This is a genomic window from Ectopseudomonas toyotomiensis (assembly GCF_017167985.1).
Lineage (GTDB): Bacteria > Pseudomonadota > Gammaproteobacteria > Pseudomonadales > Pseudomonadaceae > Aquipseudomonas > Aquipseudomonas toyotomiensis.
On the sequence record NZ_CP070505.1, the window covers coordinates 610,578 to 626,152 of the forward strand.

The following is a 15,575-nucleotide window of genomic DNA, read 5'->3' on the forward strand; positions in this document are numbered from 1 at the left end:
ATCAGCACCCCAGTTCGCCCTACGAATCAGTCGAATTGCATATCGGCGCGCTGCGCCAGGCCGGCTTCGTTACCCGCCCATAGCTCGGCATGGCCCTCGCTGCTGATGCGCCCGCCCACCTCGAACGGCTGCGGCGCGATCAGCGGACGCAGGCCGCGATAGGCGAAATGACGCAGGCGCGCCTGCGGGTTGGCGCGGCAGAAGGCGCGCAGGTTCAGGGTGGCGATCAGCGGGCCGTGCACCACCAGGCCGCCGTAGCCTTCAGTTTCGGTGACGTAGGGCCAGTCGTAATGGATGCGGTGGCCATTGAAGGTCACGGCGCTGTAGCGAAACAGCAGGGTGCTGGACGGCGTGACCGCCTCGCGCCAATCGCCGGCGACCAGCGGCTCGCCACTGCTGGCCTTGGGCGGGCTGGGCTCGCGGTAGACGATGTCCTGCTCTTCGCGGATGGCCAGCTGACCGTCGTGCAGGTAGTCGTGCTGCACGGTGACGAACAGCAGCGCGCCGGTACGGCCGTGCTTTTCCTCGATGTGCTTGATGGTCGACACCCGGCTGGCTTCGCTACCCACGCGCAGCGGCTGGATGAATTCGATACGGCCACCGGCCCACATGCGGTTGCGGTTGTCGGCCGGCGGCAGGAAGCCTCCGCGCGCCGGATGGCCGTCCTCGCCCAGACCGTTCTCGGCGACCGGCTCTTGAAAAAACGCCCAGTGCCACAGCGGCGGCAGCGCCTCGCCATGGGCCGGCGTGGCTTCGCCAAAGGTGGCGGCGATGCGCTTGACCAGGTTACGGCTGAGTTGGTCGTGGACTTCTTCGCTACGACCGATCCAGGCGGAAAAAGCAGAATCACTCATGGGCAGGTTCCAGCTCGGTTCTTGTGTGAGCTGGAGCATGCGACTCGGCCGGCGTTCAGAGAATCAGCATTTATTTAACCCGGCGTTCGGTTAATCTGAACGCCGTAGGAGCGGCTTCAGCCGCGAATGAGTCGACTCATAGCCACTGCGGATAACTACCCAACCCGACGCATCTGCCAGCAAACCGAGGCCACCATGCATTTCGATCTGCCCGACCTGCGCCTGTTCATCCACATCGCCGAGTCACCCAGTCTGACTCAGGGCGCGCGCAAGGCGTTTCTCTCGCCGGCAGCCGCCAGCGCGCGGATCAAGGCACTGGAAAGTCAGCTCGGCAGCCGCCTGCTGTATCGCGACAGTCGTGGCGTCGAGCTGACCCCTGCCGGCCAACGCCTGCTGCAGCATGCGCGGCTGATCATGCGCCAGGTGGATTACCTGAAAAGCGAATTCACCGAATACGGCACCGACGCCGCCGGGCATATCCGAATTTTCGCCAACACCACGGCAGTGACCGAATTTCTCCCCGAGGTGCTGGCCGGTTTTCTCGCCGAACGCCCCGGCGTCACCGTCGACCTGCAGGAGCGTCTGAGTCGCGATATCGTCCGTGGCGTACTCGATGGCGCGGCGGATCTCGGCATCATCGCCGGCCCGGTACAGGCGCCGGGTTTGCAGGTACTGCACTTCAGCACCGACCGTCTGGTACTGGCCGTACCGTTGGGTCATGCCCTGGCGCAGCGGCAGTCGGTGAGCTTCAACGACACTCTCGCCTACCAGCACATCGGCCTACACGAGGGCAGCACGCTGCTGAGCTTCTTGCGTGAACAGGTGGAGAAACTCGGCGGCAATCTGGCCTTGCGTATCCAGGTATCGAGCTTCGAGGCGATCTGCCGGATGATCGAAGGCGGCGTCGGCATAGGCATCATTCCCGAGTCGGCCGCACGCCGGCACAGCCGCACCATGCAGCTGGCCATCTTGCAGCTGGACGAAGCCTGGGCGGTGCGCGAACGCAGCATGCTGGTGCGTGAGCTGGACGCGCTGCCGGGCAGCGTGCGCGCGCTGATCGACCGGCTGAAACAGGGCGTGTAGCGCCAGGCAAAATTCCGGGCAAAAAAAGGGCGACCAAATTGGTCGCCCGCCCATTCAAGGCATTCCTCGAAAGGAATGCGGAAACGCTTGCACCCAAATCACGCAGGATGATCGGGACGTGCTCAGTGTCGCCGCAGCCCACTGCCCTGCCTATTGCACCAAGGTCGTAGGACACTATCCCTGTCGTGGCAAGCCATACTCCGTAATGAACTGCAGGCTCAGGAGACACGCATGAACGCGGAGCACCTCGCCCTTTTGCAGCAGGCGCCAGCCAGCACCCATGCCGATGACACCTGGGCCAGGCTCTGTTGCGAACAGGCCCTGCTGGCAGTCGAGGAAGGCTGTTATGCGGTCGGCGCCTTGTTGGTGGATGAGACAGGTGAACTGCTGTGCAGCGGGCGCAACCAGGTGTTCACCTCGGCCTACGTCAGCGCCGCCCACGCCGAGATGCGGGTGCTCGACCAGCTCGAAAGCGAACATGCGCAGGTCGACCGCCGAAGTCTGACCCTCTACGTCAGCCTCGAACCCTGCCTGATGTGCTACGGCCGTATCCTGCTGGCCGGCATCACCCGCGTGCGCTATCTGGCGCGCGACCGCGATGGCGGCTTCGCCCTGCATCACGGCCGCCTGCCTCCGGCCTGGGCCAATCTCGCTTCCGGCCTTGCTGTGGTTCAGGCCAAGGCCGATCCCTACTGGCTCGACCTGGCCAAGCAACTGATCGAGCGCCTGCAGGACCGACAAGCCATGCGCGAGCGCGTGCTCGCGGCCTGGCGCGGCGGTCGTTGGAAACCGTAGGGTGCGCCTTGCGCACCGAAAATTGCAGGCATCAGCCAGGGCCAGCGGAGCATTGGTGCGCGCGGCGCACCCTACGCCTAGTCCTTGCCCAACCCGTGCTGCCGTAGCTTGTTGGCGATGGTGGTATGGGAAACACCGAGGCGCTTGCCCAACTGGCGGCTGCTGGGATGATCGCGGAACAGCCGCTCCAGCACCGCCTTCTCGAAGCGGCCGAGAATATCGTCGAGGCTGCCTTCCACCGAGAATTCACCCAACGGCTGCGGCGCCCCGTAATCCGGCAGTCGGATATGCTCGGCCTTCACCGTGCCGCCATCGCACAGCGAAACCGCCTGGAACAGCACGTTCTCCAGCTGCCGCACGTTGCCCGGCCAATGGTAATGAGCCATGCGCTCGAAGGCCTGCGGCGCCAGTTTCGGCAGCGCGCAGCCGATCTGCCGGCTGGCGGAATCGAGAAAGTGCTCGACCAAAGGTGCCAGGCCATCGAGGCATTCGCGCAGCGGCGGGATATGCAGGCTGAGCACGTTAAGGCGGTGGTAGAGATCCTGACGAAACTCGCCATGGGCGCAGAGTTCGGACAGGTCGACCTGGGTGGCGCAGATCACTCGCACGTCCAGGTACACCTCCTCGTCGCTGCCCACACGGCGGAAGCAACCATCCTGCAGAAAGCGCAACAGCTTGGCTTGCAGACGCGGGCTCATCTCACCGACGCCGTCGAGAAACAGCGTGCCACCAGCAGTCAGCTCCAGCAGGCCAAGCTTGCCTTCCGGGCGCGCGCCTTCGAAGGCGCCGGGGCCGTAGCCAAATAGCTCGGTCTCGGCCATGGACTCGGGCAGGCCGGCGCAGTTAAGTGCCATGAACGGCGACTGCCCACGCGGGCTGGCCAGGTGACAGGCGCGCGCCAGCAATTCCTTGCCGGTGCCGGTCTCACCCTCGATCAGCAGCGGCGCATCCAGCGGCGCCATGCGACGCGCTTCCTTGACCACCGCCGCCATCACCCTGGAGCTCTGGAAGATCGAGTCGAAGCCGCGCAGCTCCTGCTTGCGCACATGGTAGATGCGCTCACCAACACGATCGGCGCGATGCAAGGTCAGCACCGCGCCAGCCAGCGCCTCGCTGTCGTCGTGTTCGTTCTGCAGCGGTGCGATATCGGCGAGAAACACATCGCCCTTGATCTTCACCCGCAAGCCGTTGATTCGCGTCTTGTTGGCGCGCACCAGCTCTGGCAGGTCGAAGTCCTCGGCGTAGCGCGACAGCGCCATGCCCGGTACCTCGTCCACGCGCACGCCGAGGAGTTGCGCGGCGCTGCGGTTGGCGGCGACTATGCTGCCGCCCATGTCGATGGACAGCACCGGAAAGTCCAGCGCACCAAGCAACGCATTGAGTTCCAGGTGACGCCGCTCGCTGGGCATCAGCCCCACGCGCTTGACGCCGAACACGCCGGCGATGGCCTCGAACTTCGGCCGCAGCGACTGGAACTGCAGGTTGATCAGATTCGGACAGTGTAGATAGATGGCATTGCCCTGCTCGCCCCCGACTTCGCCCCGAGCAACGTTGATGCCGTAGTCGACCAGCAGGTTGAGGATGTCCCGCAGGATGCCGACACGGTTCTGGCAGTGGACCTTGATACGCATGGCTCAGGCTCTTGTTGTTGTAGCCGCCGGGTCACACAAATCGGAGATGGCAGCATAATTTTCGTCAAGAATATGTGACATCCAAACGCAGCAGCAAGCCGAAAAATCGCCATACCGGCAAGATCGTAATCAAAAGTTTACAGTTTCCCCGTGCAATCCTGGGCTGCGCTACTTCTGGCCACCGTTTCAACCCGAGCAATCAGCGGCATGCTCTGGTCAAGACAAGAACAACAGCCCCCAGAAGGAGGCAGCGATGAAGAGTACGCAGTACCTGGCCCGGGAACCGGACGAGAGTGGCTTTATCCATTACCCGGAAAGCGAACATCAGGTGTGGAACACCCTGATCACTCGCCAGTTGAAGGTGATCGAGAACCGCGCCTGCCAGGAATACCTGGACGGTATCGAGCAACTCGGTTTGCCGCTGGAGCGCATTCCGCAGCTCGGCGAGGTCAACCGTGTGCTCGAAACCACCACTGGCTGGCGCGTGGCGCGAGTGCCGGCGCTGATCCCCTTCCAGACCTTCTTCGAGCTGCTGGCCAGCAAGCAGTTTCCCGTCGCCACCTTCATCCGCACGCCCGAGGAACTGGACTATCTGCAGGAGCCGGACATCTTCCACGAGATCTTCGGCCACTGCCCGCTACTGACCAACCCCTGGTTCGCCGAATTCACCCATACCTACGGCAAGCTCGGCCTCAAGGCCACGAAAGAGCAGCGCGTCTACCTGGCGCGGCTGTACTGGCTGACCATCGAATTCGGCCTGCTCGACACCCCGGCCGGCCGGCGCATCTACGGTGGCGGCATCCTCTCCTCGCCGAAGGAAACCCTCTACGCGTTGTCCGACGTGCCCGAACACCAGCCCTTCGATGCACTGGAAGCGATGCGCACGCCGTATCGCATCGATATCCTGCAGCCGGTGTACTTCGTCCTGCCCGAGCTCAAGCGCCTGTTCGAGCTGGCTCAGGAAGACATCATGGCGCTGGTGCATCAGGCCATGGCGCTGGGCTTGCACGCGCCGAAGTTTCCGCCGAAAGCCGCGTAGCCTTTTAGCTCCCCTCGCCCATTTATGGGAGAGGGGTTGGGGGAGAGGGTAGAAGCTATCAGCGCCCTCCCTCCAACCTTCTTCCGCTAGCGGGAGAGGGAGCTGTTCGATCCCCCCTTACCATCTATGCTCTGACCTCGAATACTCAAGGAGCCTGAAATGACCAGCCTTGCCCAAGCCCAATGCGAAGCCTGCCGCGCCGATGCGCCGAAAGTGACCGATGAAGAACTGGCCGGGCTGATCCGCGAGATCCCCGACTGGAACATCGAGGTACGCGGCGACCATATGGAGCTGGAGCGCGTATACCTGTTCAAGAACTTCCGCCATGCCCTGGCCTTCACCAACGCCGTTGGCGCCATCGCCGAGGAAGTCGGCCACCACCCGGCCCTGCTTACCGAATGGGGCAAGGTCACCGTCACCTGGTGGAGCCACGAAATGCGCGGCCTGCACCGCAACGACTTCATCATGGCCGCGCGCACCGATGTGCTCGCCGCCAGCGCCGAGGGCCGCAAGTGAGCCACTTCGCCCACGTCGCCCGCGTGCCGGGCGATCCCATCCTCAGTCTGATGGAAGCCTATCGCCTCGACAGCAACCCGGCGCGCCTGGACCTCGGCGTTGGCGTCTACAAGGACGCTCAGGGCCTGACGCCGATCCCGCGTGCGGTGAAGCTGGCCGAGCAGCGCCTGATCGATGTCGAGCAAACCAAGACCTACATCGGCGGCCATGGCGACGCGGCGTTCGGCACGCTCCTGAGCCAGCTGGTGCTCGGTGCGGACTCGGCACTGCTCGCCGAGCAGCGCGCCGGTGCAACGCAAACACCGGGCGGCACCGGCGCCCTGCGTCTGACGGGTGATTTCATTCGTCACTGCCTGCCGGGGCGCGGTATCTGGCTGAGCAATCCGACCTGGCCGATCCATGAAACCCTGTTCGCCGAGGCCGGACTCAAGGTTGGCCACTACCCCTACGTCGGCGCCGACAACCGCCTCGACGTGGAAGCCATGATTGCCGCCCTGACCCACCTGCCCAAGGGCGACGTGGTACTGCTGCATGCCTGCTGCCACAACCCCACCGGCTTCGACCTCACTCCACGTGATTGGAAACGTGTGCTGGAGGTGGTCAAGGCGCGTGAGCTGCTGCCACTGATCGACTTCGCCTACCAGGGCTTCGGCGATGGCCTGGTGGAAGACGCCTGGGCGGTGCGCCTGTTCGCCGCCGAGCTTCCAGAGCTGTTGATCACCAGTTCCTGCTCGAAGAACTTCGGCCTGTATCGCGAGCGCACCGGTGCCCTGATCGTCTGCGCCGGCGACGCCGAAAAGCTCGTCGACATCCGCAGTCAGCTGGCCTCCATCGCCCGCAACCTGTGGTCGACGCCGCCCGCCCATGGCGCTGCGGTGGTGGCGCAGATACTCGGTGACGACGAGCTGAAAGGGCTCTGGCTGGACGAACTGGAAGGCATGCGCCTGCGCGTCGCCAGCCTGCGCCGCGGCCTGGTCGAAGCGCTGGCACCCCATGGTCTGAGCGAACGCTTCGCGCATGTCGCCGAGCAACGCGGCATGTTCTCCTACACCGGCCTGTCGCCGCTGCAGGTGCAACGCCTGCGCGAGGAGTTCAGCGTGTACATGGTCGGCAGTGGCCGCGCCAACGTCGCCGGCCTGGATGCCAGCCGGCTGGAGCAGTTGGCCGACGCCATCGCTCGCGTCTGCGTGAACTGAGTTCACAGGCGGCAGGTCTTAATGACCGCCGCCTGCCCCCTTCCCGGCTATAGTGCGGTCATCGCCATTCACGACGGATTCGCCAATGGCCGTACCCAGCAACATCCTCTTTCGCGCCTACCAGCGCATCATCCACAGCCTGGCGTTCTACCCGACGCTGATCGCCAGCGGCTTCTTCCTGCTGTGCCTGCTGACCATGGCTGCCGAGTACCAACCGTGGATGATGGCGTTCAAGGATCACGTCGATCTCGGCCTGGTAAGCAATGCAGACAATGCCAGGCTGATCCTCGGCACGCTGGTCACGGGCATTCTGTCACTGATGGTGTTCAGTTTCTCGATGGTCATGGTGGTGCTCAACAATGCAGCCGCATCGCTGTCACCACGGGTGATTCCGGGCCTGGTCAGTAGCAAGGCGCACCAGAAAACCCTGGGCTTCTACCTCGGCACCATCCTCTACGCGCTGCTGCTGATCACCACCATCGAGCAGGGTAACAATGAGCGGATACCCAGCCTCGGCGTGCTCATAACCCTAGCCATGGGCATCGTCTGCCTGGGCCTGTTCGTGCACTTCATCCGCTCGATATCGCAGTCGATTCAGGTCGAGCACATCCTCGGCAACCTCTACAGCACCAGCCTGGCAAAGCTCGATACCTGCATTGGTGGCCCGGCATCGCGCGACGCCGCACCACCGTGGCCGGCTGACAGCGACTGGGTCACGGTTAACGCGCAGCGCAACGGCTACTTCAAGGAGCTCAACGTCAAAGAGGTCAACACGCTGCTGCGCCGCCATCAAGTGCGTATGACGGTAATCGCCCACCGCGGTTTCTTCGTCAGCGAGGGCCATCCGCTGTTTCGCCTGGAACGTCCGCTGGATGAAGCCGTGTGCCAGCAGTTGCTCGATTGCTTCGACTTCTTCATCGAAGAGTACGCCAGCAGCCATTACTTCTTCGGTTGCCGGCAGATGTCGGAAATCGCCGTGAAGGCATTGAGCCCCGGTATCAACGATCCAGGCACGGCGATCAAGACGGTGGACCTGCTCAGCGTACTGCTGAGCAGACGCCTGGCGCTGTCCGAGCGAGACTTCGCCAGCCTGCCCGACGAGCCACCACGGCTGTGCTACCAGGAACTGTCGCTGGACCAGTTGCTGCTACAACTGCTGGGGCCAATACGCGTCTACGGTGCGGCGGATGTCAGCGTACTGGTCAGCCTATTGCAGGCCTTCAAGAACCTGCTGCATCGCCCCACCAGCACGCAGCAGCGCGCCGATCTGCTGCGCCACGCGCGCAGCGTGCGCGATACCGCCGAGCGCCATCTGAGCGAGCGTCGCGAGCGCGAGGAAATCAACGATTTCATCACACGCATCAACCGCACGTTGCACGACTCGGACCAGCCACTGCTGCCCCTGCAAATCGCAAACGAGGCACCATGACGGTGCCAAGTTTGCCGTCAGAAAATTGCATGACCGTTTATCAGTAAAAATAACTCTTAAAAATCAATAAAATATAAACGAAACGCAAAAAACATGGCGTACTTCATGCTTGCTATCAGAGGCACAGTTCCCTAGGGTAGTTTGCATGTGGTCCCTGATTGCCCCCATCAGTTCATTGCTGAGCGGGGTCGCGTTACTCCTGCTCGGCAATGGTCTGCTCAACACCCTACTGACCCTGCGTGGCGTCGCCGAAGGCTACTCCACCACGATGCTCGGACTGATCATGTCCGGGTACTTCGTCGGGTTCCTCCTCGGTACCTGGCTGGCGACTCCGCTGGTCAAACGCATCGGGCACATTCGCGCGTTCGCCTGTTGTGCCGCACTGGCTGCCATCGCCGCCCTGCTCCATTTGCTGCTGATAAATCCCTGGGTCTGGCTGGGCCTGCGGGTGCTCTATGGCCTGGGACTGGTGACGCTGTACATGGTCATCGAGAGCTGGCTCAACGCCCAGGCACCCAACGAGAAGCGCGGCCAGGTGTTCGCCGTGTACATGGCGGTCAACCTCGGCGCCCTGGCGCTGGCCCAGCAGTTGCTGCATCTAGCCGACCCGGTGCAGTTCACCCTGTTCGCCATCGCCGCCATCCTCATCAGCGCCGCGTTGATGCCCATTACCCTCACCCGCCAGGCACAGCCAAGCCTGCCCGAAACACCACCGAGCAACCTGCGCCAACTGTGGAACATCGCGCCGCTGGCGATAGTCGCTGCCGGCCTCTCCGGCCTTGCCATGGGCGGCTTCTGGGGCATGGCGCCGGTCTACGCCAGCCTGGCCGGCTTCGATACCTCCGGCGTCGGTCTGCTGATGACCGCAACCATTCTCGGTGGCGCCCTGCTGCAATGGCCCATCGGTATCTATTCGGATCGCCACGACCGACGCCAGGTGCTGCTCTGGGTGGTGATACTGGCAGTCGCCCTGGCGCTGATCATGAGCCTGCTGCCAGCCGGCCCGCTGCTGCTAGGCGCCATCTTCATCTGGGGCGGCCTGGCCTTCGCCATCTACCCCATCGCCGTGGCGCAACTGATCGACCAGTTGCACAGCGACGAGATTCTTTCCGGCTCCGCCAGCTTGCTGATGGTCAATGGCATCGGCTCGGTGTGCGGCCCGCTATTGGCCGGCCTGCTGATGGAGCAGTTGGGCGCCAGCGCACTGCCGCTTTACTTCGCTTGCACCCTCGGCCTGCTGGCCGCCTACACCTTTTACCGGCTGCGCCATGTCAGCGATCTGGTCAGCGGCGACGCCGCACACTTCACGCCCATGCTGCGCACCAGCCCCACGGTATTGGAGCTGATGCCCGATGCGCCGCCACAAGACCACGAAGCCACGGAGGAACCTTCCCCCCACGCCTCCTGAACACCTGGCAGGCTGTTGAAAAACGACCTGCTGAAGGACGGCTGTTTCGGCAAGGCCCCGAGCCTACCCCAAGCAGCCAGAAACCCGGCCCCTCGGCCGCGCGCATTCGCGCCGAGCCGCAGCGGCCACTTCTGGAGAAACAACGATGCTATTAGCTACCGATCTGGATGGAACCTTTCTCGCTGGCGACCCCGAAGATCGCCTGAGCCTTTATCAGACCATCGCCGCCCACCCCGAGATCAAGCTCGCCTACGTCACCGGGCGCAGCCTGGAGGCGGTGCTGCCGTTGCTGGCCGACCCGACGCTGCCGCAGCCGGACTACATCATCGCCGACGTCGGCGCGACGCTGGTGCATGGCGACAGCCTGCAACCGATCCAACAGCTGCAAAGCGTGGTCGATGCCCGCTGGCCCGGCGAAACCCAGGTGGCCAGCGTCATCGAGGCGTTCGGCCTGGAGCGTCAGGACGTGCCGCAGGCACGCCGCTGCTCCTACTTCTGCACGCCTGAACAGGCGGCCAACCCGGCGCTGCGCGAGATCGCCGATGAGCTGGGTTGCGACCTGCTGTACTCCGCCGAGCTGTACCTGGACTTCCTGCCCAAGGGCGTGAACAAGGGCAGCAGCCTGCAGGCCCTCGCCGACTGGCTGGAGCTGGGCCACGACCAGGTACTGGCAGCCGGCGATACGCTCAACGACCTGTCCATGCTCAGCGCCAGCTTCCATGGTGTATGCGTCGGCCAGTCGGAAACCGCACTGCTGGAAGCCACCGCCAACCACTCGCGCACTCTGCATGCCAGCCGCCCTGGCTGCGGTGGCATTCTCGAAGCCTTCGCCCATTTCGGCTTTCTCGGCGAGCACGGCATCGCTGCCGAACGCCGCCAGGCCGCGCAACCAGGCAAGGCCGAGCTGGTGATGGTCTATCACCGCCTGCCTTATGAGGAATACCGCAATGCCGCCGGCAAGCTGCAGCGTCGCCGCCCGACCTCGCCCAACGGCATCATTCCCACCCTGCTCAGCTTCTTCGGCGACGGCCGTCCCGGCTCCTGGGTGGCCTGGGCCGTACACGAGGACGGCGACGAGCCGTTCGACAGCCACACCACGGTGGACGCCGAGCGTTATCCCAAGCTCACCGCCGCGCGGGTCAAGCTGAGCAAGGAAGAAGTCGACATCTTCTACAAGCGCTTCTCCAAGGAAGCCTTCTGGCCGACCCTGCATACGTTCTGGGAACGCGCGATATTCAACGAGGACGACTGGCAGGTGTTCCTCAAGGTCAACCGCGCCTTCGCCGAACGCACGGCGCTGGAGGCCGCCGAAGGCGCCATCGTCTGGCTGCATGACTACAACCTGTGGATGGTGCCAGCCTACCTGCGCGAGCTACGCCCGGACCTGCGCATCGCCTTCTTCCACCATACCTACTTCCCCTCGGCCGACGTGTTCAACGTGCTGCCCTGGCGCCGGCAGATCGTCGGCAGTCTGCTGCAGTGCGACTACATCGGTTTTCACATTCCACGTCAGGTGGAGAACTTCGTCGACGTCGCCCGTGGTGTGTTCCCGCTCAAGACGCTGGAGCGCCAGAGCTGCGCGCCGCGCTTCATCACCTATGGCTGCGCCGTCGGCCTGGAGCGTATGACCACCGCGCTGGATACCGGCACACGGCAGGTCAAGCTCGGCGCGCACCCGGTCGGGCTGGATATCGACCGCGTACGCAACGCCCTGGAAGCGCCGAAGATCAAGGAGCTGATGGGCCAGCTGCGCGAGGAAATGAAAGGCGTAAAGCTGATCCTCTCGGTCGAGCGCCTCGATTACACCAAGGGCATTCTGGAAAAGCTCAACGCCTACGAGCGCCTGCTGGCGGATAACCCCGAGCTGATCGGCAAGGTCACCCTGGTCACCGTGTGCGTACCGGCAGCACGCGAGATGAGGGTGTACGACGAATTGCAAACGCAGATCGAACAGGCAGTCGGTCGCATCAACGGCCGTTTCGCCCGCATCGGCTGGACACCGCTGCAATTCTTCTTCCGCAGCCTGCCCTTCGAGGAAGTCAGCGCCTGGTACGCCATGGCCGATGTCATGTGGATCACCCCATTGCGCGATGGCCTGAACCTGGTAGCCAAGGAGTTCGTCGCAGCGCAAGGCCTGCTCGGCGGGCGTGGCGTGCTGGTGCTGTCGGAGTTTGCCGGCGCTGCGGCCGAGCTCAAGGGTGCGCTGCTGACCAACCCGCATGACCCGGCTGATCTGGCGCAGACCTGCTACCTGGCGCTGAACCTGCCCAAGAGCGAGGCCCAGGCGCGCCTGCGCGAGCTGTTCGATATCGTCTGCTACAACGACATTCGTCGCTGGGGCGAGGAGTTCCTGGCTGGTGTGCAAGTACAGGAAGAGCCCGAGCCGCTGACGCTGGTTAGCTAGATAGAGCTCATCGCGGCTGAAACGGAATGCCGCCCAGCCGCTCCTACGGACCAATCAGGCCGTAGGAGCGGCTTCAGTCGCGAAGGCGCGGTCTCGTTTCCCCGGATTTCATCCGGGCTACGTTTGTCGAGAACCTCGCCGTCAACCCTCCTGGGTATCGACCATGCAGTTGATCATCCAGGACACGCCGAAACGGTCGGTAAGCATGGCGAAGCGGGTCGCCCAGAAGGTCGCCTGCAGCTCCATCTGCACCGAACCACCGGCCGACAATGCCTCGTACAGGCGCTCGGCCTCCGGCACGTTGTCCACCTGCAGGGAAACGGAACACCCCTTGATCCCCTCATAGGGGTACTGCGGCAGATTATCGGAAGCCATCAGCAACTGTTCGCCGACGGTCAGGCAGACGTGCATGACACGCTGCTGGTACTCGGCCGGAACCTCCATGTCCTCGGGGCTGTCGGCGTAGCGCATCATCTCCAGCTTACCGCCGAAGATCTCGGCGTAGCGGTTGAAGGCGGCCTCGCACTGGCCATCGAACATCAGATAGGCATGCATCTTCATCGTTACTCTCCTTGATTTTCACTGCTCATGCGCGCGCGAATACGGTTTTCCTGCTCACGCAACTCGGGGGTGAACTCGGCGCCGAAATCCTCGGCCTCGAAGATCTGTCGAATCTCGATATCGGATTCGCCAGGCATGGGGTTGGGGCAACGCTTGACCCAGTCGATGCAGGCCTGCAGCGACTCGCACTGAAAGATCCAGAAGCCGGCTACCAGCTCCTTGGTCTCCATGAAGGGGCCGTCGATCACCGAGCGCTGCGCCCCGGAAAAACGCACCCGCGCGCCCTTGCTGCTGGGCTGCAGGCCCTCGCCGGCGAGCATCACGCCGGCCTCCACCAGCTCTTCGTTGTAACGGCCCATGGCCGTCAGCAGCTCTTCGCTGGGCATCACACCGGCTTCGGAATCGGCCGTCGCTTTGACAATCACCATGAAACGCATCGCCTTTCTCCTTGTTCGAGTCGAAGTCGCGCGCAGGGTGTCTCCCTACGGCTGACAGTGAACCCAGGGCGGGGTTCTATGCAGTAGTCGAATGGGCGACGGAAGAATAGACAGGCGATGAAGAAGTTTTTTGTGGGGTCGTCAGAAACGACCCGCGGGGGAGCACTTCGCGCGGCGCCCTCTGAGGCACACCGCGCGGGCTGAATCAAACGCGGAAGCGGCTGACCATGGACTGCAGCTGGCCGCCCAGGCGCGCCAGCTCGGCAGAGGATTTGGCCGTTTCGTCGCTGGCGGTGGCGGTCTGCTCGGAGACGTCGCGCACGCTGAGGATGCTGCGGCTGATCTCCTCGGCCACGGCGCTCTGCTCTTCCGCAGCGGCGGCGATCTGCTGGTTCATCGACTGGATGTTGGACACCGCGAGGGTGATGCTGCCCAGCGAGTCGCCGGCCTTGCGCGTCAGCTCGACGCTGCTGTCGGTGAGGGTGCGACTGTTGCGCATTACCGCGGCGACCTGCTGGGTACCACTCTGCAAGCCGGCGATCAGCGCCTCGATCTCCTCGGTGGATTTCTGCGTGCGCTGCGCCAGGCCGCGCACTTCGTCGGCGACCACCGCAAAGCCGCGCCCAGCTTCGCCGGCACGCGCTGCCTCGATGGCGGCGTTGAGCGCCAGCAGGTTGGTCTGCTCGGCCACCGACTTGATCACATCCATCACGCTGCCGATCTTGTCGCTTTCCTGCTGCAGGCCGGTCATGGCCTCGGAAGAACGTCCGACCTCAGCAGCCAGACGCTCGATCTGCGAAATCACCTCGGCCACCACCTGGTCGCCCAGGCGCGCCTGGCCGTCCGCGTCGTTGGCCGCCTGCGAGGCCTGCTCGGCGTTGCGCGCCACTTCCTGCACGGTGGCGGACATCTCATGCATGGCGGTGGCCACCTGGTCGGTCTCGCTCTTCTGGCTGTTGGCGCCAGCGCTGGTCTGCTCGGTGACCGCCGACAGCTCTTCGGCGGCGCTGGCGATCTGAGTGACGCTGTCGCGGATGCCGCCGATCAGCTCGCGCAGGGTCGTGGCCATGTGCTGGATGCCCTGCTGCAGTTGGCCCATCTCGTCGCGGCGATCGACCCGCACGCTGGCGGTCAGATCGCCATCGGCAATGCGCTTTACCGCGACCAGTGTGTCCTGCAATGGGCGGGTGATCTGACGGGTGATGATCCAGGCAGCCAAAACGCCGAACAGCAGGGCCAGCAGCGTGGCGCCGATCTGCAGGCTACGCGCCTGGGCACTTTCGATGGCCATGCGCTCCATCTGGAACTTGTACAGCGTCTCGCTGATACGGACGATTTCGCCCTGCTGATCGGTCATTTCCTGACGGGTGCGGGCGATATCGGCAGTGGCGGCCTTGAACGCCTGCACCGTCTGCTCGAACTGGCCGAGCGCCGTGGAGATCCGCCGTACAGCATCCTGCTGGGCGCTACCGAAAACCTGCTCCAGAGCAGCGAGACTGGCGCGTGCAGTGCCGATGCGCTCGGCAAGGGCCTGCTCGGTCTGGGCATCGGGTGCGCTTTCATAGCGCTCAAGCAGATAACGCAGACGCAGCAGCTCACCATGAGTGAGCGTCAAGGCCTGCAGCTGCTCGAAGCGACGACCGTCGTATTCCGGCAGCAGCTCCACGCTGCGACGCATCGCGCCCAGTAGTTCGCTCAGCTGCTGGTCTTCGCTATTCACCTGGCCACGTGCCTGCTCGGCGGCCGTGTAGGCTGCCCGCATACCCGCCAGTGAGCGCTGGTAATCCTGGTTGTAGCGGTCCTGCTCCTGTAGCAGCTTGACATTGACCGGATTGGTGAAGGTCCCCAGCAGCTTCTTCTGCTGCTCGAGATAGAGGTTCAGGTTGGTCAGCAAACGCTCGCTGCTGGCGGCGTCGCCCTTTGCCAGCATGAACTGCAGGCGGGCGATACGCAGGTTGGTCAGCGTTGCATTGAGCTGGGTGATCTCGCCCATCCAAGTGCTGCGCTGGATCACGCTGCCCAGGCCGCTCCAGGCGGTCCAGGCCAGAGCCAGGGTAAGCACCAGCACCAGGCCGAAGCCGAGCGCGAGTTTGCGGGTAACGCTGAGATTAGCGAACCAGGTGTTCATGACAATTCTCCAACTGCGGATGTTTCAGGTTTCGCTGGAGAATTGTTTTTGTTGAAGCCAGCACAAGGGATCAGCTGACGTACCAAGCGACCAC

13 protein-coding genes are annotated in these 15,575 nt (G+C 63.7%); 8 read left to right on the plus strand and 5 right to left on the minus strand.

Annotation, left to right across the window (positions count from 1 at the left end):
• Positions 1-26: 26 nt before the first annotated feature.
• Positions 27-854 carry an HTD2 family dehydratase gene (locus JWV26_RS02665; RefSeq protein WP_206418330.1) on the minus strand — a complete coding sequence of 276 codons (828 nt, stop codon included), beginning with the start codon at positions 852-854 and terminating at the stop codon, positions 27-29.
• Between the two features lie 195 nt (positions 855-1,049).
• On the opposite strand from JWV26_RS02665, the gene JWV26_RS02670 reads away from it, so the two are divergent.
• Both JWV26_RS02670 and JWV26_RS02675 read left to right on the plus strand, forming a co-directional pair.
• Positions 1,050-1,937, plus strand: coding sequence for a LysR family transcriptional regulator (locus JWV26_RS02670; protein ID WP_072426261.1), 888 nt, complete (start codon positions 1,050-1,052; stop codon positions 1,935-1,937).
• Positions 1,938-2,168: 231 nt separating this feature from the next.
• Positions 2,169-2,732, plus strand: coding sequence for a nucleoside deaminase (locus JWV26_RS02675; RefSeq protein WP_206418331.1), 564 nt, complete (start codon positions 2,169-2,171; stop codon positions 2,730-2,732).
• Positions 2,733-2,809: 77 nt separating this feature from the next.
• On the opposite strand, the gene JWV26_RS02680 is transcribed toward JWV26_RS02675, so the two are convergent.
• Positions 2,810-4,363: a sigma-54-dependent transcriptional regulator gene (locus JWV26_RS02680; protein WP_072426263.1), complete on the minus strand. Its 1,554-nt coding sequence runs from the start codon at positions 4,361-4,363 to the stop codon at positions 2,810-2,812.
• A gap of 253 nt (positions 4,364-4,616) precedes the next feature.
• Between JWV26_RS02680 and phhA the strand changes: the two genes are divergently transcribed.
• From phhA to ggpS, 6 genes are all read left to right on the plus strand, one after another.
• Entirely contained in the window at positions 4,617-5,402 is a 786-nt protein-coding gene (phhA, locus tag JWV26_RS02685; RefSeq protein WP_072426264.1) for a phenylalanine 4-monooxygenase, read from the plus strand.
• Between the two features lie 159 nt (positions 5,403-5,561).
• Positions 5,562-5,918 carry a 4a-hydroxytetrahydrobiopterin dehydratase gene (locus JWV26_RS02690; RefSeq protein WP_206418332.1) on the plus strand — a complete coding sequence of 119 codons (357 nt, stop codon included), beginning with the start codon at positions 5,562-5,564 and terminating at the stop codon, positions 5,916-5,918.
• Positions 5,915-7,114 carry an amino acid aminotransferase gene (locus JWV26_RS02695; RefSeq protein ID WP_206418333.1) on the plus strand — a complete coding sequence of 400 codons (1,200 nt, stop codon included), beginning with the start codon at positions 5,915-5,917 and terminating at the stop codon, positions 7,112-7,114. Before JWV26_RS02690 ends, JWV26_RS02695 begins: the two co-directional genes overlap by 4 nt.
• An 85-nt stretch (positions 7,115-7,199) precedes the next feature.
• Complete coding sequence (locus tag JWV26_RS02700; protein ID WP_206418334.1) at positions 7,200-8,543, plus strand: DUF2254 domain-containing protein; 1,344 nt, start codon at positions 7,200-7,202, stop codon at positions 8,541-8,543.
• A 145-nt stretch (positions 8,544-8,688) separates the two neighbouring features.
• Positions 8,689-9,951, plus strand: a complete 1,263-nt coding sequence (locus tag JWV26_RS02705; protein WP_072426268.1) for an MFS transporter — start codon at positions 8,689-8,691, stop codon at positions 9,949-9,951.
• A gap of 145 nt (positions 9,952-10,096) precedes the next feature.
• Complete coding sequence (ggpS, locus tag JWV26_RS02710) at positions 10,097-12,355, plus strand: glucosylglycerol-phosphate synthase (RefSeq protein WP_093050393.1); 2,259 nt, start codon at positions 10,097-10,099, stop codon at positions 12,353-12,355.
• A gap of 141 nt (positions 12,356-12,496) precedes the next feature.
• Here ggpS and JWV26_RS02715 read toward each other — a convergent pair whose 3' ends face one another.
• The 3 genes from JWV26_RS02715 to JWV26_RS02725 form a co-directional block, all read right to left on the minus strand.
• On the minus strand, positions 12,497-12,916 hold the full coding sequence (locus JWV26_RS02715; protein WP_074918901.1) for a VOC family protein: 420 nt from the start codon (positions 12,914-12,916) through the stop codon (positions 12,497-12,499).
• A 2-nt stretch (positions 12,917-12,918) separates the two neighbouring features.
• The gene (locus JWV26_RS02720) at positions 12,919-13,353 is read right to left on the minus strand and encodes a YciI family protein (protein WP_072426271.1); all 435 of its coding nucleotides are present in this window, start codon (positions 13,351-13,353) and stop codon (positions 12,919-12,921) included.
• A 205-nt stretch (positions 13,354-13,558) separates the two neighbouring features.
• Positions 13,559-15,481 carry a methyl-accepting chemotaxis protein gene (locus JWV26_RS02725; RefSeq protein ID WP_206418335.1) on the minus strand — a complete coding sequence of 641 codons (1,923 nt, stop codon included), beginning with the start codon at positions 15,479-15,481 and terminating at the stop codon, positions 13,559-13,561.
• Positions 15,482-15,575: the final 94 nt, after the last annotated feature.

Excerpts from the sequence above, each read along its gene's own strand:
- JWV26_RS02665 (WP_206418330.1), bottom strand. The coding sequence starts at position 854 with ATGAGTGATTCTGCTTTTTCCGCCTGGATCGGTCGTAGCGAAGAAGTC.
- JWV26_RS02670 (WP_072426261.1), top strand. The coding sequence starts at position 1,050 with ATGCATTTCGATCTGCCCGACCTGCGCCTGTTCATCCACATCGCCGAG.
- JWV26_RS02675 (WP_206418331.1), top strand. The coding sequence starts at position 2,169 with ATGAACGCGGAGCACCTCGCCCTTTTGCAGCAGGCGCCAGCCAGCACC.
- JWV26_RS02680 (WP_072426263.1), bottom strand. The coding sequence starts at position 4,363 with ATGCGTATCAAGGTCCACTGCCAGAACCGTGTCGGCATCCTGCGGGAC.
- phhA (WP_072426264.1), top strand. The coding sequence starts at position 4,617 with ATGAAGAGTACGCAGTACCTGGCCCGGGAACCGGACGAGAGTGGCTTT.
- JWV26_RS02690 (WP_206418332.1), top strand. The coding sequence starts at position 5,562 with ATGACCAGCCTTGCCCAAGCCCAATGCGAAGCCTGCCGCGCCGATGCG.
- JWV26_RS02700 (WP_206418334.1), top strand. The coding sequence starts at position 7,200 with ATGGCCGTACCCAGCAACATCCTCTTTCGCGCCTACCAGCGCATCATC.
- JWV26_RS02705 (WP_072426268.1), top strand. The coding sequence starts at position 8,689 with ATGTGGTCCCTGATTGCCCCCATCAGTTCATTGCTGAGCGGGGTCGCG.
- ggpS (WP_093050393.1), top strand. The coding sequence starts at position 10,097 with ATGCTATTAGCTACCGATCTGGATGGAACCTTTCTCGCTGGCGACCCC.
- JWV26_RS02715 (WP_074918901.1), bottom strand. The coding sequence starts at position 12,916 with ATGAAGATGCATGCCTATCTGATGTTCGATGGCCAGTGCGAGGCCGCC.
- JWV26_RS02720 (WP_072426271.1), bottom strand. The coding sequence starts at position 13,353 with ATGCGTTTCATGGTGATTGTCAAAGCGACGGCCGATTCCGAAGCCGGT.
- JWV26_RS02725 (WP_206418335.1), bottom strand. The coding sequence starts at position 15,481 with ATGAACACCTGGTTCGCTAATCTCAGCGTTACCCGCAAACTCGCGCTC.